General features: G+C 38.2%; 25 protein-coding genes and 21 tRNA genes. 39 read left to right on the plus strand and 7 right to left on the minus strand.

Annotated features, from left to right (window positions below):
- Positions 1-43 precede the first annotated feature (43 nt).
- On the minus strand, positions 44-916 hold the full coding sequence (locus EM808_RS13490) for a YitT family protein (protein ID WP_127738719.1): 873 nt from the start codon (positions 914-916) through the stop codon (positions 44-46).
- 217 nt (positions 917-1,133) lie between these two features.
- Here EM808_RS13490 and EM808_RS13495 point away from each other — a divergent pair, with 217 nt between their 5' ends.
- Both EM808_RS13495 and EM808_RS28600 read left to right on the plus strand, forming a co-directional pair.
- Positions 1,134-1,634 carry a CBO0543 family protein gene (locus tag EM808_RS13495; protein ID WP_127738720.1) on the plus strand — a complete coding sequence of 167 codons (501 nt, stop codon included), beginning with the start codon at positions 1,134-1,136 and terminating at the stop codon, positions 1,632-1,634.
- 54 nt (positions 1,635-1,688) lie between these two features.
- Positions 1,689-1,850, plus strand: coding sequence for a hypothetical protein (locus tag EM808_RS28600; RefSeq protein ID WP_164849662.1), 162 nt, complete (start codon positions 1,689-1,691; stop codon positions 1,848-1,850).
- 82 nt (positions 1,851-1,932) lie between these two features.
- Here the strand turns inward: EM808_RS28600 and EM808_RS13500 are convergent, their stop codons facing one another.
- On the minus strand, positions 1,933-2,382 hold the full coding sequence (locus tag EM808_RS13500) for an Rrf2 family transcriptional regulator (protein WP_127738721.1): 450 nt from the start codon (positions 2,380-2,382) through the stop codon (positions 1,933-1,935).
- 165 nt (positions 2,383-2,547) lie between these two features.
- Between EM808_RS13500 and hmpA the strand changes: the two genes are divergently transcribed.
- The 25 genes from hmpA (at position 2,548) to EM808_RS13625 (ending at position 8,312) form a co-directional block, all read left to right on the plus strand.
- Positions 2,548-3,744: an NO-inducible flavohemoprotein gene (hmpA, locus tag EM808_RS13505; RefSeq protein ID WP_127738722.1), complete on the plus strand. Its 1,197-nt coding sequence runs from the start codon at positions 2,548-2,550 to the stop codon at positions 3,742-3,744.
- A gap of 292 nt (positions 3,745-4,036) precedes the next feature.
- Positions 4,037-4,111 (plus strand) — tRNA-Glu (locus EM808_RS13510).
- 6 nt (positions 4,112-4,117) lie between these two features.
- Positions 4,118-4,193: transfer RNA gene (locus tag EM808_RS13515), tRNA-Val, on the plus strand.
- Between the two features lie 5 nt (positions 4,194-4,198).
- Positions 4,199-4,274, plus strand: a tRNA-Thr gene (locus EM808_RS13520).
- A 17-nt stretch (positions 4,275-4,291) separates the two neighbouring features.
- A tRNA-Lys gene (locus EM808_RS13525) sits at positions 4,292-4,367 on the plus strand.
- Between the two features lie 4 nt (positions 4,368-4,371).
- Positions 4,372-4,456, plus strand: a tRNA-Leu gene (locus EM808_RS13530).
- A gap of 13 nt (positions 4,457-4,469) precedes the next feature.
- Positions 4,470-4,544 (plus strand) — tRNA-Gly (locus tag EM808_RS13535).
- Between the two features lie 25 nt (positions 4,545-4,569).
- A tRNA-Arg gene (locus tag EM808_RS13540) sits at positions 4,570-4,646 on the plus strand.
- Between the two features lie 10 nt (positions 4,647-4,656).
- A tRNA-Pro gene (locus EM808_RS13545) sits at positions 4,657-4,733 on the plus strand.
- 20 nt (positions 4,734-4,753) lie between these two features.
- A tRNA-Ala gene (locus tag EM808_RS13550) sits at positions 4,754-4,829 on the plus strand.
- A gap of 29 nt (positions 4,830-4,858) precedes the next feature.
- Positions 4,859-4,935: transfer RNA gene (locus EM808_RS13555), tRNA-Met, on the plus strand.
- A gap of 19 nt (positions 4,936-4,954) precedes the next feature.
- A tRNA-Ile gene (locus tag EM808_RS13560) sits at positions 4,955-5,031 on the plus strand.
- A gap of 16 nt (positions 5,032-5,047) precedes the next feature.
- Positions 5,048-5,140, plus strand: a tRNA-Ser gene (locus EM808_RS13565).
- 25 nt (positions 5,141-5,165) lie between these two features.
- Positions 5,166-5,239, plus strand: a tRNA-Met gene (locus EM808_RS13570).
- A 3-nt stretch (positions 5,240-5,242) separates the two neighbouring features.
- Positions 5,243-5,319 (plus strand) — tRNA-Asp (locus tag EM808_RS13575).
- Positions 5,320-5,357: 38 nt separating this feature from the next.
- Positions 5,358-5,441: transfer RNA gene (locus EM808_RS13580), tRNA-Tyr, on the plus strand.
- Positions 5,442-5,459: 18 nt separating this feature from the next.
- Positions 5,460-5,535 (plus strand) — tRNA-His (locus EM808_RS13585).
- An 11-nt stretch (positions 5,536-5,546) separates the two neighbouring features.
- Positions 5,547-5,618: transfer RNA gene (locus tag EM808_RS13590), tRNA-Gln, on the plus strand.
- A 46-nt stretch (positions 5,619-5,664) separates the two neighbouring features.
- Positions 5,665-5,738, plus strand: a tRNA-Gly gene (locus tag EM808_RS13595).
- A gap of 9 nt (positions 5,739-5,747) precedes the next feature.
- Positions 5,748-5,824: transfer RNA gene (locus tag EM808_RS13600), tRNA-Ile, on the plus strand.
- A gap of 9 nt (positions 5,825-5,833) precedes the next feature.
- Positions 5,834-5,908 (plus strand) — tRNA-Asn (locus EM808_RS13605).
- 37 nt (positions 5,909-5,945) lie between these two features.
- Positions 5,946-6,019 (plus strand) — tRNA-Arg (locus EM808_RS13610).
- A gap of 103 nt (positions 6,020-6,122) precedes the next feature.
- The gene (locus tag EM808_RS13615) at positions 6,123-7,097 is read left to right on the plus strand and encodes a tyrosine-type recombinase/integrase (RefSeq protein WP_127738723.1); all 975 of its coding nucleotides are present in this window, start codon (positions 6,123-6,125) and stop codon (positions 7,095-7,097) included.
- A gap of 160 nt (positions 7,098-7,257) precedes the next feature.
- On the plus strand, positions 7,258-7,941 hold the full coding sequence (locus EM808_RS13620) for a helix-turn-helix domain-containing protein (protein ID WP_127738724.1): 684 nt from the start codon (positions 7,258-7,260) through the stop codon (positions 7,939-7,941).
- A 53-nt stretch (positions 7,942-7,994) separates the two neighbouring features.
- Positions 7,995-8,312, plus strand: coding sequence for a hypothetical protein (locus EM808_RS13625; protein WP_127738725.1), 318 nt, complete (start codon positions 7,995-7,997; stop codon positions 8,310-8,312).
- A gap of 1 nt (position 8,313) precedes the next feature.
- Here the strand turns inward: EM808_RS13625 and EM808_RS13630 are convergent, their stop codons facing one another.
- The 3 genes from EM808_RS13630 to EM808_RS13640 all read right to left on the minus strand — a co-directional run bounded on the left by EM808_RS13630 (position 8,314) and on the right by EM808_RS13640 (position 10,235).
- A complete protein-coding gene (locus tag EM808_RS13630) occupies positions 8,314-8,718 on the minus strand; it encodes an endonuclease domain-containing protein (protein ID WP_127738726.1) in 405 nt (134 codons plus the stop codon).
- 26 nt (positions 8,719-8,744) lie between these two features.
- Positions 8,745-9,338 (minus strand): restriction endonuclease, encoded by a 594-nt coding sequence (locus EM808_RS13635; RefSeq protein WP_127738727.1) that lies wholly within the window; start codon positions 9,336-9,338, stop codon positions 8,745-8,747.
- 666 nt (positions 9,339-10,004) lie between these two features.
- Positions 10,005-10,235 (minus strand): helix-turn-helix domain-containing protein, encoded by a 231-nt coding sequence (locus tag EM808_RS13640; RefSeq protein ID WP_127738728.1) that lies wholly within the window; start codon positions 10,233-10,235, stop codon positions 10,005-10,007.
- A 258-nt stretch (positions 10,236-10,493) separates the two neighbouring features.
- Between EM808_RS13640 and EM808_RS13645 the strand changes: the two genes are divergently transcribed.
- The 3 genes from EM808_RS13645 to EM808_RS13655 are packed head-to-tail and all read left to right on the plus strand — an operon-like array spanning position 10,494 to position 12,719.
- Complete coding sequence (locus EM808_RS13645) at positions 10,494-11,783, plus strand: FtsK/SpoIIIE domain-containing protein (RefSeq protein WP_127738729.1); 1,290 nt, start codon at positions 10,494-10,496, stop codon at positions 11,781-11,783.
- Complete coding sequence (locus EM808_RS13650; protein ID WP_127738730.1) at positions 11,710-12,300, plus strand: replication-relaxation family protein; 591 nt, start codon at positions 11,710-11,712, stop codon at positions 12,298-12,300. Before EM808_RS13645 ends, EM808_RS13650 begins: the two co-directional genes overlap by 74 nt.
- A 14-nt stretch (positions 12,301-12,314) precedes the next feature.
- Positions 12,315-12,719 (plus strand): hypothetical protein, encoded by a 405-nt coding sequence (locus EM808_RS13655; protein WP_127738731.1) that lies wholly within the window; start codon positions 12,315-12,317, stop codon positions 12,717-12,719.
- Positions 12,720-12,740: 21 nt separating this feature from the next.
- Here the strand turns inward: EM808_RS13655 and EM808_RS13660 are convergent, their stop codons facing one another.
- Positions 12,741-12,968 carry a helix-turn-helix domain-containing protein gene (locus EM808_RS13660; RefSeq protein ID WP_127738732.1) on the minus strand — a complete coding sequence of 76 codons (228 nt, stop codon included), beginning with the start codon at positions 12,966-12,968 and terminating at the stop codon, positions 12,741-12,743.
- Between the two features lie 250 nt (positions 12,969-13,218).
- Here EM808_RS13660 and EM808_RS13665 point away from each other — a divergent pair, with 250 nt between their 5' ends.
- The 3 genes from EM808_RS13665 (at position 13,219) to EM808_RS13675 (ending at position 14,396) form a co-directional block, all read left to right on the plus strand.
- A complete protein-coding gene (locus EM808_RS13665) occupies positions 13,219-13,563 on the plus strand; it encodes a hypothetical protein (RefSeq protein ID WP_127738733.1) in 345 nt (114 codons plus the stop codon).
- 95 nt (positions 13,564-13,658) lie between these two features.
- Positions 13,659-13,898, plus strand: coding sequence for a hypothetical protein (locus EM808_RS13670; RefSeq protein WP_127738734.1), 240 nt, complete (start codon positions 13,659-13,661; stop codon positions 13,896-13,898).
- 135 nt (positions 13,899-14,033) lie between these two features.
- Positions 14,034-14,396, plus strand: coding sequence for a hypothetical protein (locus tag EM808_RS13675; protein ID WP_127738735.1), 363 nt, complete (start codon positions 14,034-14,036; stop codon positions 14,394-14,396).
- Positions 14,397-14,525: 129 nt separating this feature from the next.
- Here the strand turns inward: EM808_RS13675 and EM808_RS13680 are convergent, their stop codons facing one another.
- Complete coding sequence (locus EM808_RS13680; protein WP_127738736.1) at positions 14,526-15,521, minus strand: DUF4236 domain-containing protein; 996 nt, start codon at positions 15,519-15,521, stop codon at positions 14,526-14,528.
- Between the two features lie 434 nt (positions 15,522-15,955).
- Here EM808_RS13680 and EM808_RS13685 point away from each other — a divergent pair, with 434 nt between their 5' ends.
- From EM808_RS13685 to EM808_RS13710, 6 genes are all read left to right on the plus strand, one after another.
- Positions 15,956-16,174 carry a helix-turn-helix domain-containing protein gene (locus EM808_RS13685; RefSeq protein ID WP_127738737.1) on the plus strand — a complete coding sequence of 73 codons (219 nt, stop codon included), beginning with the start codon at positions 15,956-15,958 and terminating at the stop codon, positions 16,172-16,174.
- Between the two features lie 16 nt (positions 16,175-16,190).
- The gene (locus tag EM808_RS13690) at positions 16,191-16,943 is read left to right on the plus strand and encodes a BRO family protein (RefSeq protein ID WP_127738738.1); all 753 of its coding nucleotides are present in this window, start codon (positions 16,191-16,193) and stop codon (positions 16,941-16,943) included.
- A gap of 129 nt (positions 16,944-17,072) precedes the next feature.
- Positions 17,073-17,843, plus strand: coding sequence for a hypothetical protein (locus EM808_RS13695; RefSeq protein ID WP_127738739.1), 771 nt, complete (start codon positions 17,073-17,075; stop codon positions 17,841-17,843).
- 11 nt (positions 17,844-17,854) lie between these two features.
- Positions 17,855-18,349, plus strand: a complete 495-nt coding sequence (locus EM808_RS13700; RefSeq protein WP_127738740.1) for a hypothetical protein — start codon at positions 17,855-17,857, stop codon at positions 18,347-18,349.
- 595 nt (positions 18,350-18,944) lie between these two features.
- On the plus strand, positions 18,945-19,331 hold the full coding sequence (locus EM808_RS13705) for a hypothetical protein (protein WP_127738741.1): 387 nt from the start codon (positions 18,945-18,947) through the stop codon (positions 19,329-19,331).
- Between the two features lie 271 nt (positions 19,332-19,602).
- Positions 19,603-19,992: a phBC6A51 family helix-turn-helix protein gene (locus tag EM808_RS13710; protein WP_127738742.1), complete on the plus strand. Its 390-nt coding sequence runs from the start codon at positions 19,603-19,605 to the stop codon at positions 19,990-19,992.
- The last annotated feature ends 126 nt before the right edge of the window (positions 19,993-20,118 follow it).

Consider the following 20,118-nt stretch of genomic DNA (forward strand, 5'->3'; position numbering starts at 1 on the left):
ATAAAAGGTGTGCAAAGGATGTCCCTTGCACACCAGTAATGGATTAATGAATATCTTTCTTTTTGAAATTACCGCCCTTAACTTCTGCTACATCGTATACTGTAACAAAGGCGCCTTTATCAATTTCATAGATGATTTCTTTCATTTTGCTTTCTTCGAGTCTGTTAATGACACAAGTTATTTCTTTAAATTGTTCGCTAGAATAAGCTCCTTGAACAAGACTGTATGTTGCACTTCTGCCAAGTCTGTCACGGATTGTCTCTACCATCAATTCTGGTTCACTTGTGATGATTTTAAAGGTTTTCGATCCACTTAAACCTTCTTCGACGATATGAATAACCTTTGAGGCGATAAAGTAGGCGATACCAGAGAGGATTGCTCCTTGGAGACCAAATACAATGGAAACTATTGCAAATACAAATACATTCAAGAATAATATAAGATCACTTGTACCAAAAGGCAGTTTTCGGGATAGAAGTACTGCTAACATATCGATTCCATCAAGTGCTCCACCATTACGGAGTGCAAGACCCATGCCAAAACCGATAATAATCCCGCCGACAACGGTAATAAGCAATGTATCTCCATGAATTATTGTATTAATATGATGCATTAGTACTGTACCTGCAGCTAATGAGGCTATGCCAATTACCGAGAATATTGCAAAACTTTTACCGATTTGTTTATAGCCAAGAAATACAAAAGGCAAATTTAATATTGCAATTAAGATACCTAGTGGAAGATTTGTTAGTTCGGAAATAACGATGCTTATCCCCGTAACCCCTCCATCAGATACATTGTTTGGAATTAATACTGCTTCAAGACCGTAAGCTGTTATGAAGCCGCCAATAATTACTAACAAAATACGCGATAGAAACTTAACATTATTGGGCTTTTTTTTTGTAATCACACTCATTTCTCTTTCCTCGTTTCTGTATACTCTTTTTAAATCCTTTTTAATACTATCATAATTACCGGTTGTTTTCACAATGAAGAGTGTTAAGACATATTTTACACTGGTTTTTTACATGGATTTTCCCATAAATGGAAAGTATATATAAAAAGGTTCTCTCTTCTTCATTATTCAGAGATGATTCTCTTTCCTATATTATTATCTGAAAGGGTTGTGTTTGATGCACGTTGCCATCACACTTCTTACTATTTTAGCCTCTTTTAAGTGGGGAGATTGGAAAAACTGGCGGGAATATCATGCCAGCATGTTATTTATTTCTACTGGTGGACTACTTTACGAGTATATCGTTAAGGAGGATACATTGTGGAAGTTCCATCCTGATTTCTTTTACGGTCATGAAATGGTTGTCATTATTTATGCACTTATAACAATGCCTATCAGTGTTTTTCTGTTTCTTTCACATTTTCCGTCGAGTTGGTCAAAAAGGATTCCATATATAGTAATATGGTCAGTTGTTTACATAATAGTAGAGTTAATCCTTTATATTACGGGGAGAATATCCTATCAAAACGGCTGGAAATTTGAGTATTCCTTTATATTTGATCTTGTCATGTTTTCTGTTATTGCCTTGCATCAGCAAAAACCAGGAAGAGCCTACCTATTATCCATTATTATTATCACAATATTAATTCATTTGTTTAAAATCCCTTTTAAATTTTAGGATGATTTCTAATTCGAATGGTATAATTAGTAAAAAATAAATGAGGTGTGAATATTGGAAAAATTAATAATGAACAATGGTGACAGCAGTAAATTAATGCATCTTTTTCTGCAAATATTATCGCATCTAACTGGTAAAAGAATAAGACGAATAGAAGTATTAAAGGATGAGTGTAATGAAAGTCATACTGTTCTTGACGAAAAGCAAAAATGGTAAAATCCTTTAAATTATCAATCGTTTAAATAGTTAGAAAGAAACAAAACCTCAAACGCATAAAAGTTTGAGGTTTTGTTTCTTTCTATTTATCAGAAAAAGGGTCGCCGATTAATGCATTCAGTTCATCATTATTATGAAGGAAATCAGCTAAAGTATAGCTGTTTAAAACAGATAAAAATGCCATCAGTGCTTCATTTAATGCGTGCTTAAGCTTGCAGGAAGGGGTAAGTATACAGTAATTCCTGCCTTCACTAAAGCAGTTGACAATATGAAAATCCTCTTCTGTTGCTAAAACTACTTTTCCGATATTAATTTCAGTAGGGTTCATTGCGAGCTTTATACCGCCGTTACGTCCTCTGATTGTTTCTATATAACCAAGCTTACCAAGGTGATGAATTATTTTCATTAAGTGGTTTTTAGAAATATTATATGTATCGGCAATTTCTTGAATAGTACTCAACTGACCGGTCTTTTTTAGTCCTAAATATACTAATACGCGTAAAGAATAATCCGTATAATTTGTTAATCTCATTAGAAAACCTCCATTGAAGCTCTCCTTATTATAGCACCAAACTGTTTCCGATGTAATTGTGACAAATTTATGAAAGATGTATTAGATATATATCTTTTATAAATAAGTTAAGTATAATAGAAACATGTAAAACAAATACATGTTTTAATTATGGGGGAAGTAATCATGTTAAACGAAAAAACAATTGAAATTATTAAGAGTACTGTGCCAGTACTAGAAGTGCATGGAACAGCGATAACAACTCACTTTTACAAAACACTATTTACTAATCATCCGGAGCTATTGAATATTTTCAATCATGCTAACCAAAGAGAAGGGAAGCAGCAAACAGCTCTAGCTAATGCTGTTTATGCAGCAGCACTTCATATTGATAAATTAGGTGCGATTATTCCAGTTGTTAAGCAAATTGCCCAAAAACACCGGGCATTAGGCGTATTGCCAGAGCATTATCCAATTGTTGGTGAGACATTACTTAAGTCAATCAAGGAAGTATTAGGGGATGCGGCAACAGATGAGATTATCGGTGCATGGGGTGAAGCTTATGGTGTCATTGCAGATGCATTTATCGGAATCGAAAAGGATATGTACCAAGAAGCAAAAGAACAGGCTGGCGGCTGGGAAGGCTTTAGAAACTTTGTTGTTACAAAAAAAGTGGCAGAAAGCGACTGTATAACATCCTTCTATTTAGAGCCGGAAGATGGAAAGGCAATTGCTTCATTCCTTCCAGGACAATATTTGACAGTCAGAGTTCATCCAGAGGGAGAAGAGTATTCTCATATACGTCATTACAGCTTATCTGATGCAGCAGGCAAATCATACTATCGCATAAGCGTTAAAAGAGAAGACCATGGGGTAGTTTCTAATTATTTGCACAAAGACGTGCAAACAGGTTCTATACTAGAAATAAGTGCACCTGCTGGAGATTTTGTTCTTGATAAAAACGAAACGCCAGTTGTATTGATTAGCGGCGGTGTTGGTATTACACCAATGATCAGCATGCTTAACACAATTGTTAAGGAGCAGCCGCAGAGAGAAGTAGTATTTATTCATGGTGCATTGAACAGCTCTGTACATGGATTGAAAGGGGAGCTGCAAGATTTAGCTGAAAAGCATGCAAATATTAGAAGCTATGTGGCATACTCCGAACCAACGCAACAAGATTTAGAAGATAAGGCATATGACAAAGAAGGGTTTATGGATTTAGAATGGCTGCAGTCTATTATTCCAAGCAAGGATGCAGATTTCTATTTCTGCGGACCAACTGCATTTATGAAAATGCTAAACTCTCATTTGAAAGAATTAGAAGTGCCAGCAGAAAATATTCATTTTGAATTTTTTGGTCCGGCAAGCAGTTTAGAATAGAGGGTTTGATAAGAAGCGGGCAATTGCCTGCTTTTTTTTTAGATTGGATAATTTTTTTCTTGTCTAAAGAGTGCTTTTATCATGGATATTTATAGTGTAAAATAAAAAATCTATCGAAAAAGACACCCGAAAAACCTTGATGCATCAGGGTTTATGAAAAAAACGTCTTATTTTTTTAAAAAAGTTTTGAAAAAGTGTTGACGATAACTCCTAAAGGGTTATATAATACTACTTGTCGCTGATACAACAAACGAAACAAACGCTGAATCAGCAAAAGAAAAACTAGAATAAAGGCCCATTGGTCAAGCGGTTAAGACACCGCCCTTTCACGGCGGTAACACGGGTTCGAATCCCGTATGGGTCACCAATATATGGAGGATTAGCTCAGCTGGGAGAGCATCTGCCTTACAAGCAGAGGGTCGGCGGTTCGATCCCGTCATCCTCCACCATATATGCCGATGTAGCTCAATTGGTAGAGCAACTGACTTGTAATCAGTAGGTTGGGGGTTCAAGTCCTCTCGTCGGCACCATCTTTTTAAAATGAGATGAGTCATTAGCTCAGTTGGTAGAGCATCTGACTTTTAATCAGAGGGTCGCAGGTTCGAATCCTGCATGACTCACCATAATGCGGGTGTGGCGGAATTGGCAGACGCACTAGACTTAGGATCTAGCGCCGCAAGGCGTGGGGGTTCGACTCCCTTCACCCGCACCATTTAATTCAATATGCGGAAGTAGTTCAGTGGTAGAACATCACCTTGCCAAGGTGGGGGTCGCGGGTTCGAACCCCGTCTTCCGCTCCAGAATTACTACGCCAAAATAAAAAATGCGCCCGTAGCTCAATTGGATAGAGCGTCTGACTACGGATCAGAAGGTTATGGGTTCGACTCCTTTCGGGCGCGCCATATATATAAACGGGAAGTAGCTCAGCTTGGTAGAGCACTTGGTTTGGGACCAAGGGGTCGCAGGTTCGAATCCTGTCTTCCCGACCATGAATACATTTTAAAAAAACGGGGCCTTAGCTCAGCTGGGAGAGCGCCTGCCTTGCACGCAGGAGGTCAGCGGTTCGATCCCGCTAGGCTCCACCAATTAATTTAATTAACTATATCAAGATAATGGCGGCGTAGCTCAGCTGGCTAGAGCGTACGGTTCATACCCGTGAGGTCGGGGGTTCGATCCCCTCTGCCGCTACCATATTATTTTAAACATGTTTGGACCTTTAGCTCAGTTGGTTAGAGCAGACGGCTCATAACCGTCCGGTCGTAGGTTCGAGTCCTACAAGGTCCACCATAGGAATGCGTTTCGAGGAGGAATACCCAAGTCCGGCTGAAGGGATCGGTCTTGAAAACCGACAGGCGGGTCAAACCGCGCAGGGGTTCGAATCCCCTTTCCTCCTCCATATAACTCATTTTAAATATTATTATCGCGGGGTGGAGCAGTCTGGTAGCTCGTCGGGCTCATAACCCGAAGGTCGCAGGTTCAAATCCTGTCCCCGCAATCTGGTCCGGTAGTTCAGCTGGTTAGAATGCCTGCCTGTCACGCAGGAGGTCGCGGGTTCGAGTCCCGTCCGGACCGCCATTTTTACAAAAAAATAGCAGTATGTTTCATTTTATGTCGGAGGGGTAGCGAAGTGGCTAAACGCGGCGGACTGTAAATCCGCTCCTTCGGGTTCGGCGGTTCGAATCCGTCCCCCTCCACCATTACAATTTATAACCTTGGCGGTTGTGGCGAAGTGGTTAACGCATCGGATTGTGGCTCCGACATTCGTGGGTTCGATTCCCATCAGTCGCCCCATATTTTTTCATTGGGCTATAGCCAAGCGGTAAGGCAACGGACTTTGACTCCGTCACTCGTTGGTTCGAATCCAGCTAGCCCAGTCATAGAGGGAAGACTGGTAATAATCATAATCCCTCTCTAAATAACGCGGGTGTAGTTTAATGGTAAAACCTCAGCCTTCCAAGCTGATGTCGTGAGTTCGATTCTCATCACCCGCTCCAAAATAATATGGGCCTATAGCTCAGCTGGTTAGAGCGCACGCCTGATAAGCGTGAGGTCGATGGTTCGAGTCCATTTAGGCCCACCATATTATTGTTCCGCAGTAGCTCAGTGGTAGAGCACTCGGCTGTTAACCGAGCGGTCGTAGGTTCGAATCCTACCTGCGGAGCCATAATTACTTAAGTAATACATAACTGAAAAAAAATCATGCGCCTTTAGCTCAGCTGGATAGAGCATACGCCTTCTAAGCGTACGGTCAGAGGTTCGAATCCTCTAAGGCGCGTACTTAAAAACGTTGTTGAAGCGTTGAGAAATACGCCTTCTTATTCGAATAGTTGTATCGGTCAATGAATCGGTCAACTTGCGAATTAGGAGGCGTATTTTTTATGGTGAAAAAGAAAGCATCGTTAAATGTAGAAACCGATTTATCCGGTTTATTCTCCGAAATGAAATCCCGCAACAACATACCTATTGACGGATTATTAATCGATAAGGCCCTCGCTGTTATTTTGCGCCAAATGAAGGCGGTAGGATTAAGGCAGCGGACCTTGTCTGACTACGAATTACACGTTAATCACTTCTGCAAAATTACCAATGCAAGATATATCGAAGAAATAAATACCGAAAGAATATTCGAATGGTTATCATCCATGAACGTTAGTAATCAAACGAAATTAATACGTTTAAAATGTTTTAAAGCATTTCTTGGCCGGTGTTTTAATAACGGTTGGATTGAAACGAAATTCTGGACGGATATAAAAATAAAAGTAGATAGCCGAGTGAAAGAAGGGGCTACTGACAAGGAGATTAAGGTATTACTTTCTTTACTAGATCTTTCTAAATTTATTGAACTCCGAGATGCAACAGCAATTTACTGCATGTATATTACCGGAATACGTATCGGAACACTATCTCAATTAGAAACGAAACATATAGATTTTGAAAATAATTTATTGAAAATAGATGGTGGAATTATTAAAAATCATGAGTCGTTGTATTTACCTTTTGATGATGTATTGGCCACATTATTTACCGCCCTTGTTAAACAAAACGATATGATTCGTAAAGAAAAAAAGGTGAATAATAACTACTTATTTGTTTCAATAAATGGCGGACAAGTATCAACAAGCCCAACAAACAATAATATCACTAAACGTCTGTGTATGTACGCAAAAGAATATGGATTAAAAAACATAAATGCGCATGCACTAAGAAGGGGATTTGCTACAAAATTATTAAAGAATGGAGCTAATATCGGATTAATATCTAAGGCTCTTGGTCATAGCAGTTTAGACGTGACAACGCGTTATATCCATTTAGACAAAGAAGAAGTTGTAAATGGTTTAAGAAATTACCTATAAAAATAAAAAAAGAGCGCCAGCCGCGGCAACGGCTAACACCCTCTGAATTCGTTAATTACATACTACCAAAAAAAAGCGTGATAATCAACGCTTATTTACCTGTGCTCTAATTTCACAAAGTATGTTGGGTTTTGCGCTCTCTTAACGGGGAGAGAAGGAAATGAAAGAAAATAGGTTTAAGTCAATTGAAGATCTAAACGCAACTGTACGTGCGCATAGGCACCGCAATGTACTCAGCAGATCAGAACGAGCAGTGCTCAATTTATTATCGCAATACTCTTGCAAGACTATCGGCGAGTCTTTTCTTGCGAAGTCAACTATCGCTGAGTTAATCGGCAAGTCTCGTCGCACTATTATTCGTATATGCAACCGCCTGGAATCGCTTGGAATTATCCGCCAAGATAAACGAATGAGAGAAACGGGCGATCGCAGACAAACGAGCAATTTAATCGTTATATTGCCGATAGAAATTGCCGATGTCACACCGGAATGTCACAGCGAAGAAGCTCCTCAATTAAACTCAAAATCTATTAATAATACTAAAGAACGTACGGCTAAGCCGGCGTGGATTCCACAATCATTCTATAATTTAGTTTCTGCGCATCATAGTGACGTGGAAACAATCGAGGAATATTGGCGAGCAGCTTACGCTACTACATACACATATAACTTTACGGCTGCAACAAAGGTGGAAATAGCAATTGACGCATTCTACGTAATGAAAGGTAAACGCAAGAAATTACGCAATCCGTTAGCATTCTTTGTGGGCGTAATAAAACGCCAGGCTAAAAAGCGCTATGTGACTGAAATGTTTAACGATTACTTCAGTGAAATCATAATTTAGGATTTATCTGTAATAAGCAGATTAAAATAATAATTTAAGGGTTGTGATGGGTGATGAATGAAAACAATCAGGTTGAATTTAGTTCGATTGAAGTAGCGAAAAAGACGAAATTTTTAAATGGGGTAGGAAGATTCTTTGCGTTTTGTATTGGAGGATTTGGAATTTTGACGGGTGTTTTGTTATGTATAACCGTTATTGGAATAATACCTGGATTTATTGTGGTAGTGGGTTCGCTGGGATGTTTAGCTTTAGCTATGGGTAAGCAAAAAGTAAGGTGTCCGCACTGTAAAAAACAAACAATAGTTTTTCAAAACGTTGAAGAATTTCATTGTGTTCGTTGCAAAAACACAACAATAATAACTTGGAAATAAGCTAACCTAATTCTTTCTTTATTCTTTGTAATACCTTAGCTGTTTGTCCGTTGATTTGTGAGCCGCTAAATCTAATAACCTTCCAGCCGTTTTTTCGAAGATATCGATCTTTTTTACGATCGTGAGCTTTTTGGGAAGGGGTTGAATGCCATTGTTTACCGTCACACTCAATTGCTAATCTGTGGGATACAAGTGCAAGATCAATTCGATATGCACCGCAACGGACTTGAGGTGTTACATCATACCCGTTAAATCTTAAAGAATCGTATAATCTTCTCTCTATAGGGCTTTCGCATTTATCTTTTGGTAAAACAATAGGGGGTTTCTCTGGCTTATGCAAAATAAATGCTAAGAAGGAAATCCCCAAGAGTCCGAAAAATATTATATACTCATACAATTGATACACCGTCCCATTAAAATACTAAGAATATATTAAGAAGGCGCAAATATATTACGGAATTTCTTTTCTTTATACATCATATAACCTAATTCATCCCGATCAATCAAACGAACTTTGTTAGCTTTTGCTAAGTTTTCTGCAGCTGGGGTAAAGTAACTATTTGTTATAACCATAGCACCATTAGCCTTATAATAACCCATCGCTGCAACAATTTCTTGAACTGCAGACACTCCGATACTTTTACTGTATCTTTTGGCTTGCACCACATACTTTTTCTGTTTTTTACGTAAAATTAGGTCGGCTCCGTAATCGCCTGATCCCTTAGTGACTTCAGCTCTATAACCTATTTTCTCAAACAATGGGACAAGGAAGTGTTCAAATTCTAAACCTTCCATTTTATCGACATCACTTAAATCATAAGTAGGTTGGAGTACTTTTTTTCTTTTTAGATAGCGATAAATCAAGTACATCATTAATATGAACAGTAGTAAGTTTACGCCATATTCGATTATAAGCTGTCCTTCTTCTGATCTTACAAATGCAACTAGTATAAAGAGCCCTACAATGAGGTTGGCCGGTTGTTTCCACCATGTTTTATTACTCTTCTTTGACCTTCTCTTCTTCATTTAATCACCTATTGTTTGTTTTAAATATAACTTGTCCCAAAATAGGGAATGATATCCTCAAATATTAAAATAATCATCTATTTTAGATACAGTATCTACTGTGAATATCCCGAAATTTATAAAAGTCAAGAGTTTAATATTAAACAATATGCAATTTTGGCAATATACTAAATATTGATTTTTAAGGTGCAAAGTGGTAATTTTAATAGTGTGATAGGTAGATGAAAATCGATCAAACCGCGTATGGAAGTAGGTGGTAATTTGGTCGATTTAGATACTTTGTTTCAAGCGGGTACATTTCTCATTGCTTTATTAACATATCTACAAGAAAAAGGAGAATAAAAAAAGTAATCTCCCAGGGACTGACTCCTAAAAGATTACCGTTGGTACTGATCGATACATATATCAATCACATTAGACCGCCAGCTGCAACTGGCGGTTTTACTGTATAAAAAAAACAACAAACTCTATATAAGTAAACTAACATAAGAATGTCGCACTATGCAACATTTTAATTAATTTATTTTAAACTAAAATTTCTTTGTATACTCATATAAGTCGCGCGATTATGAGGTGTGCAATTAGAAAAACCACCGTCTTCAATATCTTGTGAATGTACACACTATGAATACAAAGCAATGAACACTTCAAATTTAAAAAAGGTTTTTACATGCCGAAATAATCATCGCTCACTTCTGTACCTAACTGCTTCATTGCTCTTTTTACTTTGGATATAGTTGATTGCTTAGGGCGGTAGTTGTCATCGTTACATAATTTAGATATTGTTCCACGGCTTAGCCCCGTTAATTCCTCGAGTTCAATTTGCGATATCTTCTTACGATCAACATACCTTCCGAATTTGCTTCGGTCTTTATTTAATCCAAAAAACGAAAACATTACACCACTGCCTTTATCTTTTTAATAATAGTCTGTACAAAAAGTCATTTTTTTAACCCTATGCAAAAAAGTGACATAACGGACAATCAGCAGTAAATATCCTATACCATTAACAGTTCCTTTCGCTGTTCCTTTTAAAATTCTAGCCTAGAATCTGATCTGGAACGGTTTAAATCCACTAATCGCAACTCTTTCAAACTATTTTATTCTTCCTTTCTTCTGGGACTATATTTCATATATAAGGGGTGGTGATCGCCTATGTTATTCGAGATTCTTTCGTCAGTAGTAGTCGGTGGTCTTGTAGGTTGTTCGTATTTATATCAGCAAGGATTAGGCGGCAATGATTCTCGCAATATATCTCGTATCGCCTCCAACGCTGGACTTGTCGCAAAGGATGGAACCAAAATAAGGATACTTCGCCGTCGAGCGTATAAGGACCACGTAGAATATGTGTTTCAACTCCCGCAGGGCTTATCTGTGAAACAGTTTCGTGAGAAAATTGACCGGTTTCAGGACGGTCTGAACGCGAAGAAAAGAGTGTTGGATATATCCGCGGCAGATATACGCAATATTAACTGGAAAAAAGACTTCGTGTGCCAATTGCAGGAACTCATGACGAAGAAACGAAATTTGCGCAAAGAAATTGAAATTGAATTTGATGGCACATTGAAGTTTCGCGTTTACACGGAGGAATTAACAAGCCGGTTCGATTACGACTTAACTCTTTTAGAATCAACGAAAGGGTGGAAAGTTCCCATCGGTATATCGCGAAAAGGACTCGTTTTCCATGATTTTGAAAAGGAATATAACCTAATCGTCGCAGGATCACCAGGATACGGCAAAACGGTGTTTCTGAAGAATGCGATAACTACCTTTGTTGCGAAACAAACACGAAACGTAAATTTCTTTCTAATCGATTTAAAAGGGGGCTTGGCATTCAACCGGTTTAAAGGGTTGGAGCAAGTGCGAGGACTAGCGAAGAATCCATTAGAAGCGCTAATGATACTTACTGAAGCACAAAAGAAGATGAACGAGCGAATTGAATACTTACTACAAAACGGCTTTGAGGACGTAACGGAATCCGGATTCCCTGAACGTTACTTCGTAGTTATCGATGAAGCTGCCGACATTGTTCACGTAAGGGAATGCCAAGAGATCATCGAAGATATTGCAAGGCGTGGTCGCGGTGCTGGTTTTCGCCTAGTATATTGCACGCAATACCCATCGAACCAAGCGATAAGTTCACAAGTGCGCCAAACAGTAAATGCACAGTTATGTTTCCGATTAAGAACCGAAGCAGCAAGTCGAGCAGTTTTAGATGAAGGCGGTGCCGAACTGTTACCACGAATACAAGGGCGTGCTATCTATTGGTCGGACGAAAGGAAAACCGTACAAACGCCGTACATTTCAAACGAATTTATCAACGATACGATACATCCGAATATCACTTTCAAAGCACGTAAGGAGGATAACAATGCAGAAAAGCAGTACGAAGCAAATTCGTCAGGAAAATATACTCTTGAGCTTGAAGAAACTCCACTATCTTAGTCGCAGTCAGTTACAACGGATACATCGGCTTGGGGGCGTTAGAAACGCGAATAAAGTTTTAAGCGAAATGGCGGAATACCTTCATACAACCCGCCTGCAGGAAAACGTATATTACCTAAATGCGACCGGAAGAGACCGCGTAGGATCCACGAAGGTTCTGAAGAAAACCAATCAAATCGAACATTATTTAATGCGAAACGAACTGTACATCTTAAACGGGTGCCCTTCAAGTTGGAAACAAGAAATCAAATTAACGATAAAGGGTCAAATAACTATCGTAGCAGATGCTTTGTTTATTCGCGAAAAAACGTATAACATATGCGAAGTGGATAACACGCAGAAAATGAGCGTTAATCGAGAAAAGGCCAAAAAATACCGCCGATTAGTCGAAATAGCTAATTTCGAAAAGCAGCCGAAGTTTATCTGGATAACAACCACCGAGTATCGCCGCAAGCAATTACTGGCTTTGTTTGAAGGTATGCAAATCGAAGTGTTTTTAACGGATGAACTTAAATAGGGAGGCGTTTTGAAATGGCGAAGAGAATACAACGAGTAGGTACAATTAGCGAATTTATGAACGGAGACTATAGAAAGAAAAAGGAAATCGATTTGAAGCCGGTGATAAAGGTTGGCGTTATGTTAGGTGTGACGGCTCTTTCGCTTACATTTGGGGATGTTTCCTTTGCGGCTGCTGGTGCGGTTAGTGGTGTGGTTACGGATAAAGTAGTCAGTGCCTTTTCGCCGCTAATCGAATTAGTGCAGGCGCTAAGTTATCCGATAGGCCTTGTAATGATGCTTGGTGGTGGGTTATTCATAATGATCGGAAACAGCGAGAAGGGTTTTGGTATGATACAGAAGGCTGGACTAGGGTACGTTGTAGTTCAGTTATTGCCCACCATACTAGATTTGTTAGTCGAGATTACAAAAGCTTTATAAACAAAAAAGACCTCCGATTAATTAATTTTCGGAGGTTTCTTCGTTTTTATCAGGCACTATTTCGAGAAGATTTTCGATTTTGCAATTTAAAACCAGACACAATTTTTCCAAAGTATCGAAGGTAATCCCTTTCGTATCCTCGTTATATAGCTTTGCTAATCCATTACGATGTAATCCAGTTAACTTAGATACATCTGCAATGTTCAAACGTTGCTCACCCATAATCTTTGATAAATGCACTTTAATCATCCGAACTCCTCCTTGATATTCAAATTATATATCGCGGTGTTAAAAATATCAATATAAGTGTTGACAATGCACATCGTAGTGTTTATTATAAAGGTAAGAAACGCACACCATAGTGTTTAAAACAACTACTATAGTATAAAGGGGGTATGGGTATGTTATTGTATAACGAAAACCATTGGATATGGAAAGTAATCTTTTGGATAGTACCTACTAGTGTATTTACATTAATTTTAACGGGAGTGATAAGCGGATGAGAGAAATAAATGCGTTATTCATCGACTCAGGAGATTCTTGGTTTGAGGGGGATGAATCTAAAGTAAAGATAATGGCACCAAACGCTGTGCTTTCTTGGAAAGATGACGGAATGTGGGCCTTTAGGGTATTGGACGAAGAAATTAGCGACAGACAAGATGAATTAGTAATTGACCTAGCTAAATGTGCAAGTGTTTTCGTGGGGTTAGAGAGCACGGAAAATGGTGAAATAACAGCAGAGTTTCTTGCAACTGCAAGTTTCATTGAAGTAATACAGAAATTGGCAAACAAAAAACCCGGCGACGCGGGAACGTCGACGAGCAATGAAAAAAACAATGCATAGAAATTATAGCAAATATTGGTACGCAAAGTAAAGATTGACTAAGTAAAGAACTGGCGACCTTTTAAGAATATAAAGGGATAGGGGAGAAAATTAAAATGATTAAAGTAAATGTTGATTTCAAGTATGAAGGAACTATTTATCCATCAGACAGGCAAGAAGCAATTTTGTTCCCTAATGGCAAAGTATTTTCATTCGTAGACGGTGAATTTGAGGTATATAACGCAGTAATGACAGACGAACCAGGCGTTATGTTAGTCGATTTAGACGACGATGATTGTAGCGAAAACTTACTTGAAAGTCCTTCGTTATTAATGGACATGTTCGCAACCGTGTAAGAATTAAAATAAAACGTCTGGCTGGCGAGAACAATTAACCGTTACGGCAATACCGGTTAATTAAATCGCTCGAGGATCGGCGGCAACCGATTTTTAGGCACTTCGAGCTTATCAAATGAATAAGGGTGATGGCGATTGGAAAATTACTACGAAAAATTAGTGGGACTTTATGAAGAAACGAAGGCTGCATACGATAAGTTGAACGGATTACAGAGCGCTTTAGACCGCCAAGTATCACGTATATATCATGACATAGAAAAGAGCGAATTTGACCTCGAAAAGGGTAATGAATACGCTTTAAGGTTAAAGGAAACATTGCAAAATCGGCGTGTTGTTAAGGATGAACTGAAAAAATTAGCTCCGGTGTATCGAATGTTAAGAGATAACGTTAGTTGGGTCGAAGAGCAATACACTAAGGTTGTTGCGAAAAGCTACGAATTGAAAGCATCATTGAATGTTACGAAGACAATTAATGGTGTATTATCGGATATTGGTTAGATAGATATTATACCTGTTTAACGTATATACTTTTTCTCGTATATAATTACAGTGCTTTTATTTTTGTTTTTATAATTATATACGAGAATATGACATTAGTTATAGATTGCTTGATATAAGTTTTGTAGTTTATAGATCTCCTTTGAATGTTATAGTACTTAGGCAGTGAGGACAGTCAACAATAGCTGTGTTAGATTCGTCAAAATCTAAGTAATTCAATGGGATATCACCCATACAAGTATCATTTGGACACTCTGCGATAATATCAGGTGAGGAATCAATCCCTAGCTCCTCAGTTTCTTGAGTTCCTCCAACTTCAAACTCAACAAAACATTCACTACACAGAATCGACCAAGTATCACCTTGTTCATTAATTTGCCAATCCTCAACAGTTTGCTCAGCAAAACAATTTGTACAGGTTAATTCCACTCCTCCATAACCTTCTAATTCATCATCAGGTTCTATTGAGTGCGTGTCATAAAGTTCATCTTCAGTAAAAATATCTAAGTCTTGGAGATTAGATGATTCTAATGTTTCTAGATATGAATTTTGCCAATTAATCAACGCGTCCGCTGCCGCCTCGTCTTGCATTAAAAGTCTATATACTTTGTCAGTAAAAGTTAAACCTAAGTCAATATATGTGTCTTTGTATTTCTTAAAGAGAAATTTTCCCTCCTTTATCTCTTTTTTTATAGTTAATTCATTTACAGTTGAATACATAGTATCCCCGGATCCTTGAAATTCTCCTTTTGAAACATTGATGAAAACCTCAGTAGGATAAATTGAGATGGTACATGGTCTATATAAAATTACGGCATTTGTAACAGGGGTTCCATCTTCAATAATTAATTTTACTGTAGCTTCGAAAGTATATAAACACTCATTAGCTAGTTGTATATGGTCTTGGTTAATTTCAGGATTTTGTTTTTTGCTATTATTTTTTCTTATTGTTTCTTGATAAGAAATACCTGTTCCAGGTAAAGATGCGGTAACTCTTGTTTTCCCATCTGCTCCATGACTGACACGCAGTCCCTTTACGCCTCCGCTTATTCCAATTCCATTTTTACCCGCATTTAAACGAATTCCTCCGCCTAAATTTACACTTTTTTTATAACGAAACCCCATATGGTTTTCCTCCAATATTTTTATTTTCCATATATGTAATTATAAGTATTTTAAAGCAGTTAGTCATTTTAAATATTTTTTAAATTTAATTTTTTAATGTCCACTTTTAGTGCTTGATGCATTATATCCGGTATACAGATAAATTATTTGTAGGCAAAAACGTCCACTTTGGAAAGTAGCTGCGTTATATCCAGTATAGGGGTTAAAGTACGCAAAAATGTTGTGCGAAGTAACCCTTAAAATTGTATCTCCTATTATAAGGCACAAATCATACGTAGAATTATTCACTCAATGCGTACGGTATTTCACTTGGAGTGTATATAGTACAGTGAATAAAATTTATTTTAAAATTGTGCGTTTATGATTTGAGCCGGGTATTATGATGTGAACACAAAAAGTCACAAAACAAACACAAAAGTGGAGTGAGGTAAGGTATGAATTCGGAGTTGGTAAGGTTTCTAAGGACATCGAATAATCTTTCGAAAAGTCAGTTTGCGAGGAAATTGAATGTAAGCCATTCGCTTATATCACGAATTGAAGGAGGTGATCGTCGTGTAACGAAAAGACTTGAAATACTAATAATGGCAGAGTTCGATTTAGATGAAGATAGACTAACATTTATTAAAATGCTAATCAATCAAATAAAGAACTAATTATGGAGGGGATAAAATGGAGCAAATTCAAAAGTTATTTAATTACAATGAAAATCCAATACGTACTGTTATAAACGAGGGCAAAATACTATTTGTCGCAAAAGATGTAGCGGATATCTTAGGTTTTAGTGAAACTTCTGCTATGACAAGGAGTTTGGACAACGATGAAAAGACCAATATGAAGATAAAGCAGAGTGGTACGAACTATACAACAAACATTACAGGAATAACAGAAAGCGGATTATATTCTGCCATTCTAAGAAGCCGTAGACCAGAAGCGAAGCAGTTTAGGCGATGGATAACAAGCGAAGTACTACCGTCCATTCGAAAACACGGATCTTATATGACTGATGACGTACTTGAGCAAGCAATCGGTGATCCAGATTTTATGATTGGTTTATTAGCAAGTCTGAAAGAAGAAAAGGGAAAAAGAATGGAGTTGGAACAGCGAATCGAAGAAGACAAACCAAAGCTAATAGCTTATCAATATATGGTTGATGCAGACGGTCTTATAAATATCAATGAATTTGCGAAACATTTTGGAATTGGCCCACGAAAGTTATTCGATGTTTTTCGCGAATTGAAACTTATCTATAATCGCAGAGATGGAATTTTGCCAAGTGAAGGAACTTATCGAGACTGCTTCAAATCAATACGAAAAGAAGTTGCTCCAGGTAAAACTAGATCAGTAACGTTAATTGTTTCTAAAAAAATTGATAAACTTGTAGGCAAACTTGTAAAAGAAGGGGTAATTGAACCTGTAGCTTAAAAGCCTGATGCGCCAACATCAAGCTGATAATCAATTTACTGTTCAGGGAATGTGATTATTTTTAACCAATTATAGCATACTCCATTCCCGTTAATTTTTCAATATAAACACTAAGAATGGGGAGATTGTATGGGATCAGGCTCTGACATACACAGCAGAAATAATGTTATAGAGGACGTTTATTTGTCCGACACTCACGGAGTAGAACGGCTCTTAGCATCGATATTTGAAATTACAGAACGTAGCAAATATAAATTTGACCAGTCGGCTACAACGTTAATAACAGATCTCAACCTAGCGTTGGATAGCGATATATTTACAGAATTAGAGAGGAAAACTATTGCTCTAGTTTATTATGCTCAGTTAGAGTACCAAAAAGTAGCGAAATTACTTGAGATAAAAGTGTATGAAGTAATAAACAATTTAGCAGAAAGCCTTGAAAAGGTATCCGCGGTGTTTCTTGGTTACAAAGTTGCAAAATTACCAAAATACAAGCCTAGAGATTATTCGCTAATGGATTGGTTAGAAGCTGTAGGTAAAGGGGAGGCATCAGTTTATGAGATTCCACCACAAGTTAACACAGATATTTTAAATTGGTTAGCGAAACAAGGTGACGATCAAGCGCAAGAAACATTACGACAACGTAAAGAAGGACCTCCGATTGAAGAATATCAAGAGTATAGCGTTGAAAAATATCCGTTTTACACTGAGGAACAATTCCGACGCATGGATCAAAAATTGAGCGTATCTTACCTACCGAAGAAAGAACTTGAAAGACTCGCACTAGGGAGAACCGTGGTTGGTGGCCGTAAGACTTCGTTCCATGAAGACGAGTTTGACTTTGATACAAATAAAGGTAAGTTTGGCCCACGTGTGGTTAATGCGAAAGTATATAAGTAGGAGGAATACGAATGCCTAAATCGCCTGCTGTAAAAGGTATTATCGAACTTGATGCAGAGGAACAGCGCCGTTTCTACGCTGACCTCACGGCTTCCTTTTATTTAATATTCGGCTGCCAGTTTAGCAGAGTAGAAGACTTTAGAATGCTATTTCAGAATCTGCGAAGGGATTTAAATGATTATCGGGCGACACTAGATGCAATCTTATCGGATATTGCTCCGGATTATGGCTTAACATGGCGCGATTTTACATGGATTAGAGAAAACCGGTGGAAAAAGTGTGCGGTTTGCGGTCGTATTTACCTAGATTATTCAAACGGAAAATCAAAAACATGTTATCTCGATGAGTACCTCCGTTTTTCGCTTCAGTCCAGAGAGTTTATTAACAACATAGATTACCGTGGGAAATCAAAATCATTGTGCAGTGCGAAATATACTGCTTGGAAAAAAAGAGGACGCACAGGCCCAATAAATTTTATTATGTTTAGAAAGGGAGAGTTTATCTAAGAACGTACGTTTCATGTGGAATAGCGTTATCTATAAGGGAAGGGGAAAATGAAACCTTTCATCTTGAATTTTGCAACGAAAAAAAGTTGACAATTAGAGTCGTAATGCACAATTTGCAGATTGGTTTCAACCCGTTCCTTAGTAATTGATTTTAAGTATAACGGTATGACTAAAGCGATAACCAAATAGAACCAGCCACGCGGAAATATGCGGACCAGGGTCGGTCATTTACCTTTAGAATTGATCAGTTATATCTGGCTGATAGCAAACTAACTGGTTTATCGCTATAATCTCACGGCCATCGGCTAATCAATAACGAGACATTGCGGTAGGCTGGTTTTTATTTTTAATTTGACGGAGGTTTTTACATGAACAATTACTTTTATTGCTATTCGCCGAAACTTAAAGCGCATTTAATTGACGCAGGCGAACGCTTTATTTGCGTAGGACTACACGAAACTACACATCGCAAGTTTTGGCTGTTTCAGCAATCGGACCGACTTAGCGAATTACTAGCGCAATGGGCTGCTAATAAGCCCGCTTAAAATTAACCGCATCATTTAAATCAACGACAGTATAAATGGAGGATGATACGATGGAGCTATCGAAGGAACAACTCGAATCTATACGCCAGAAAGAGCGCGTGTTACAAGGCGGTTATGCACCGATACCGCACTTTATTTACCGTGAACTATTGCCGGAACTAAAAGCGAAATATGACGGCCAGAAAGCTCGTGATTGCCTTACGTTGTATATGTACGTTCATGCATACGTAAATGGACAAAGCGAGCAACAAGCGTATTTATGGGCGTTTCCTAACGTGATCCAAATCGCTGAAGATACTGGCATTCATAAGGACCGCATCAAAGGACTTTTCGATATACTCGTTAGTGAAGGCGTGATGATTACACGTAAGATTCCGTGGTATGGGCATACGAAGAAGATGTATATGCCGTTGTATGAACGTAAATATGGAGCGTAAATTAGCCCGATTCCTACCAGCGGGATTCATTCGATTCCTACCAGCGGGAATTAATCGATTCCTACAAACGGGAATATAATAAGAACAAATTAACAAGAACAAATTAATAATAATAAAGATTGCGCCATTTACTTACGTAAATAGTCGCTGCCAGTATTTATTACTTATATCTTATTGCAAAGAAAAGAGCGTTAGCGATAAATAAGAATAAAATAAGGCGCGATTCCTACTAATGGGAAATGGGCAATACTTAGGGAAGGAGCACGAAGATATGGTGAAGAAACTTAGCGAACTACAAATATCGGCTATCCAATATTTAGCGCTACCCAAACGCGGTGGTCTTACGTACGAACAGGTTGCAGCAGAACTCGGCATCACAGATAAGACGTTACGAGCTTGGCGTAAGGATGACGCTTTTAACGAAGAGCTTAAACGCCAGATAATGCGCAGTACAATCGACAGGCTACCGGAAGTAATGGAATCCATACCGGATCATATTATTAAGGACGGAAACGCTGCGATGTTTAGGACGTTGTTACAGGCGCATGGCTTACTTACAGATAAGGTCGAAGTTAGTACGCAGGGTAACAACGCAACAGATATAGACGAAATGAAGGCGCGCATTGAGGAATTACGTGCAGGTCGGAAAGAAAATATATAATAGTAGAAACTCGGATTGCCAGTCCGAAATGTTCCGTTTTACCAGCAACGGCGCTCTGGCGCGTGGGTCCTGAAACACTTTGCAACTCATCTTTATAGATGACCGTATTCATAACTTTTAAGTATT

Source organism: Niallia taxi, from assembly GCF_004005475.1.
Classification (GTDB): Bacteria; Bacillota; Bacilli; order Bacillales; family Cytobacillaceae; genus Niallia; species Niallia taxi.

What these genes read in the sequence shown, in the direction of transcription:
- EM808_RS13625 (WP_127738725.1), top strand. Translation starts at nt 7,995, where the DNA reads ATGAATGAAAACAATCAGGTTGAATTTAGTTCGATTGAAGTAGCGAAA.
- EM808_RS13490 (WP_127738719.1), bottom strand. Translation starts at nt 916, where the DNA reads ATGAGTGTGATTACAAAAAAAAAGCCCAATAATGTTAAGTTTCTATCG.
- EM808_RS13660 (WP_127738732.1), bottom strand. Translation starts at nt 12,968, where the DNA reads ATGATTAAAGTGCATTTATCAAAGATTATGGGTGAGCAACGTTTGAAC.
- EM808_RS13695 (WP_127738739.1), top strand. Translation starts at nt 17,073, where the DNA reads ATGGGATCAGGCTCTGACATACACAGCAGAAATAATGTTATAGAGGAC.
- EM808_RS13680 (WP_127738736.1), bottom strand. Translation starts at nt 15,521, where the DNA reads ATGGGGTTTCGTTATAAAAAAAGTGTAAATTTAGGCGGAGGAATTCGT.
- EM808_RS13690 (WP_127738738.1), top strand. Translation starts at nt 16,191, where the DNA reads ATGGAGCAAATTCAAAAGTTATTTAATTACAATGAAAATCCAATACGT.
- EM808_RS13670 (WP_127738734.1), top strand. Translation starts at nt 13,659, where the DNA reads ATGATTAAAGTAAATGTTGATTTCAAGTATGAAGGAACTATTTATCCA.
- EM808_RS13645 (WP_127738729.1), top strand. Translation starts at nt 10,494, where the DNA reads ATGTTATTCGAGATTCTTTCGTCAGTAGTAGTCGGTGGTCTTGTAGGT.
- EM808_RS13620 (WP_127738724.1), top strand. Translation starts at nt 7,258, where the DNA reads ATGAAAGAAAATAGGTTTAAGTCAATTGAAGATCTAAACGCAACTGTA.
- EM808_RS13640 (WP_127738728.1), bottom strand. Translation starts at nt 10,235, where the DNA reads ATGTTTTCGTTTTTTGGATTAAATAAAGACCGAAGCAAATTCGGAAGG.
- EM808_RS13685 (WP_127738737.1), top strand. Translation starts at nt 15,956, where the DNA reads ATGAATTCGGAGTTGGTAAGGTTTCTAAGGACATCGAATAATCTTTCG.
- EM808_RS13635 (WP_127738727.1), bottom strand. Translation starts at nt 9,338, where the DNA reads ATGAAGAAGAGAAGGTCAAAGAAGAGTAATAAAACATGGTGGAAACAA.
- EM808_RS13705 (WP_127738741.1), top strand. Translation starts at nt 18,945, where the DNA reads ATGGAGCTATCGAAGGAACAACTCGAATCTATACGCCAGAAAGAGCGC.
- EM808_RS13495 (WP_127738720.1), top strand. Translation starts at nt 1,134, where the DNA reads ATGCACGTTGCCATCACACTTCTTACTATTTTAGCCTCTTTTAAGTGG.
- EM808_RS13700 (WP_127738740.1), top strand. Translation starts at nt 17,855, where the DNA reads ATGCCTAAATCGCCTGCTGTAAAAGGTATTATCGAACTTGATGCAGAG.
- EM808_RS13665 (WP_127738733.1), top strand. Translation starts at nt 13,219, where the DNA reads ATGAGAGAAATAAATGCGTTATTCATCGACTCAGGAGATTCTTGGTTT.
- EM808_RS13650 (WP_127738730.1), top strand. Translation starts at nt 11,710, where the DNA reads ATGCAGAAAAGCAGTACGAAGCAAATTCGTCAGGAAAATATACTCTTG.
- EM808_RS13710 (WP_127738742.1), top strand. Translation starts at nt 19,603, where the DNA reads ATGGTGAAGAAACTTAGCGAACTACAAATATCGGCTATCCAATATTTA.
- EM808_RS13615 (WP_127738723.1), top strand. Translation starts at nt 6,123, where the DNA reads ATGGTGAAAAAGAAAGCATCGTTAAATGTAGAAACCGATTTATCCGGT.
- hmpA (WP_127738722.1), top strand. Translation starts at nt 2,548, where the DNA reads ATGTTAAACGAAAAAACAATTGAAATTATTAAGAGTACTGTGCCAGTA.
- EM808_RS13655 (WP_127738731.1), top strand. Translation starts at nt 12,315, where the DNA reads ATGGCGAAGAGAATACAACGAGTAGGTACAATTAGCGAATTTATGAAC.
- EM808_RS13500 (WP_127738721.1), bottom strand. Translation starts at nt 2,382, where the DNA reads ATGAGATTAACAAATTATACGGATTATTCTTTACGCGTATTAGTATAT.